This is a genomic window from Microbacterium sp. Leaf351 (assembly GCF_001423825.1).
In the GTDB taxonomy this organism is placed as follows: Bacteria; Actinomycetota; Actinomycetes; order Actinomycetales; family Microbacteriaceae; genus Microbacterium; species Microbacterium ginsengisoli.
In genome coordinates this window covers 10,939-12,762 of record NZ_LMPK01000006.1, presented here as the reverse complement: position 1 = coordinate 12,762, position 1,824 = coordinate 10,939, and the positions used below count along the sequence as shown (strand labels likewise).

The 1,824-nt window shown below is 59.9% G+C and carries 1 protein-coding gene; it reads left to right on the top strand.

Going from position 1 to position 1,824, the window contains the following annotated elements; translation table 11 throughout:
• Positions 1-983 precede the first annotated feature (983 nt).
• Positions 984-1,778, top strand: a complete 795-nt coding sequence (locus tag ASG00_RS14730; RefSeq protein ID WP_156454770.1) for a hypothetical protein — start codon at positions 984-986, stop codon at positions 1,776-1,778.
• The last annotated feature ends 46 nt before the right edge of the window (positions 1,779-1,824 follow it).

Below are 1,824 nucleotides of genomic sequence, written 5' to 3'. Positions count from 1 at the left end.
CCCCCCCCCCTTGCGCCGCTCCCCCCGGAGCGATCGAGATGACGCTATCCGCAATTCGAGACCTTTGATGTAGGTAGATCGGGGGACAAATTGGGGACGCCTGAACCCGTTTTCCCCGATACCAATGTTGAGGCGATGATCATCTCGGAAGGAGTCCGTGAGATGCCTGCCGTTGTGGGCGAGTACATTGATGCTGGCCAGCCTGCCAGGACGGCTGGGCGTCGCCAGCTCCAGCGGATACTCACGGACATGGCCAGCCTTGGCACTAGCGTCGACTACGTCATCACCGTTCGGTGCGAAGCCTGAAGGCGTGGCCGCTAATAGTGGAAGTTCAGTTTCCACTCCGTCAAATTGGTGTTTCCGCTATGCGTAACCAATGAGCGAGGGCGTTCTCGATCTGGGAGCCCGCGACCATCGCTTGTCTCCGAAATGACTACATACGAAGTCGCACAGATTCACTGAGGGTCACCGTTCTCCAGGAGTATGGCCCGTGCATCCTAAGGCGAGAGCATTACCAAGATGCGGTTGGGTACTTTCGCCCGGCAATTGCACAACACGTGTAGATAAAGGACCAACTTCGCGCGCCGAGACCCGATTCATGCGGTCGCACCGAACGCGAAGGAGCCGACCCCACTGTGGGAGCCAGCTCCTTCGCACTAGATCGCTAGACGCGCTTTCGATGCAGCCGACGAACGAGCAGCAGTGTTCCGATGCCACAAGGGGGCGTGAGGAACGATCGCGAGCACCCTCATTACGTCAAGGGCACCGTTTACTGCGGAGGATGCGGCAACCGTCTGGTCTACAGCGAGCACGTCAATCGGCACGGGAAGCTCTACCGGTATTACCGATGCCTCGGGCGGGTGGCGAAACTAGCTCCCTGCACCCGTCCCTAAGTTCGGGTCGAGAACGTCGATCGGGGTGTCGAGGACTTCTACCACCGCCTCCACTTCTCGGAGGAGCAGATTCTCGCCATTCGAGCAGCGGTGAAGTCTGAGGCAGCGAACAGCCAAGCCGACGCCGAATTCACCCTTGACGAGGCCCGTCGTCGCGTCCGGGCTGTCAAAGACGAACAAGCCGTCCTGATGAAGGCGCACTACGCCGGAGCTGTCCCCGTCGACGTGCTCAAGACAGAGATGGAACGAACGACACGGGAACTGGAAGCTGCCGGGAAACAGACGGCGACGGCTGCCCGAACCCTCAAACAGACCGATGAGCAACTCGAACGAGCCCTCAATGTCGCACGGTTGTGCCGCGAGCAGTATGCAACCGCTACTGACGCAGAACGACGCCTCGTGAACCAAGGTCTCTTCAAGAAGATGTTCATCGCAGAGGACGGCTCGGTCGAAGAGGCTGAAGTGCAAGACATCTTCGCGGGCATCCTGTCGAGGGATGAGACGGTGACGGTGGAAGAGCGGGACAAGGTAGTGGTGCCGGTCCCCCAGCAGACCGGCGAGACCGTGTCACCCGATGGACCTGACGGACGGTTGGTACCTGCCACGGAGTGGGGAACACGCCCAGAACGGCGCTGGAGCCCTTCTGCGGTGCTTCTGAGCGCTCAGATGACCAAGAGTGTGGGGCAAACGAAAACCCCGCGGAAACTATCGTTTTCGCGGGGTTCGCATAAGACACTTTTGGCGGAGACGGAGGGATTTGAACCCTCCCAAGACGGACACGGCGACGGATATGTGCCGAGATTCCGCGGGTTCTCAGCCCCAACAATGCCAACGGAATCGGACGAAAAGCGGCAATCGTTGACAGCGTCAACACTGCTGAGTTAGAGGCTCGCACGGCACCGCGTGATCTGCTCGAGCGCTGCGGTCTTGT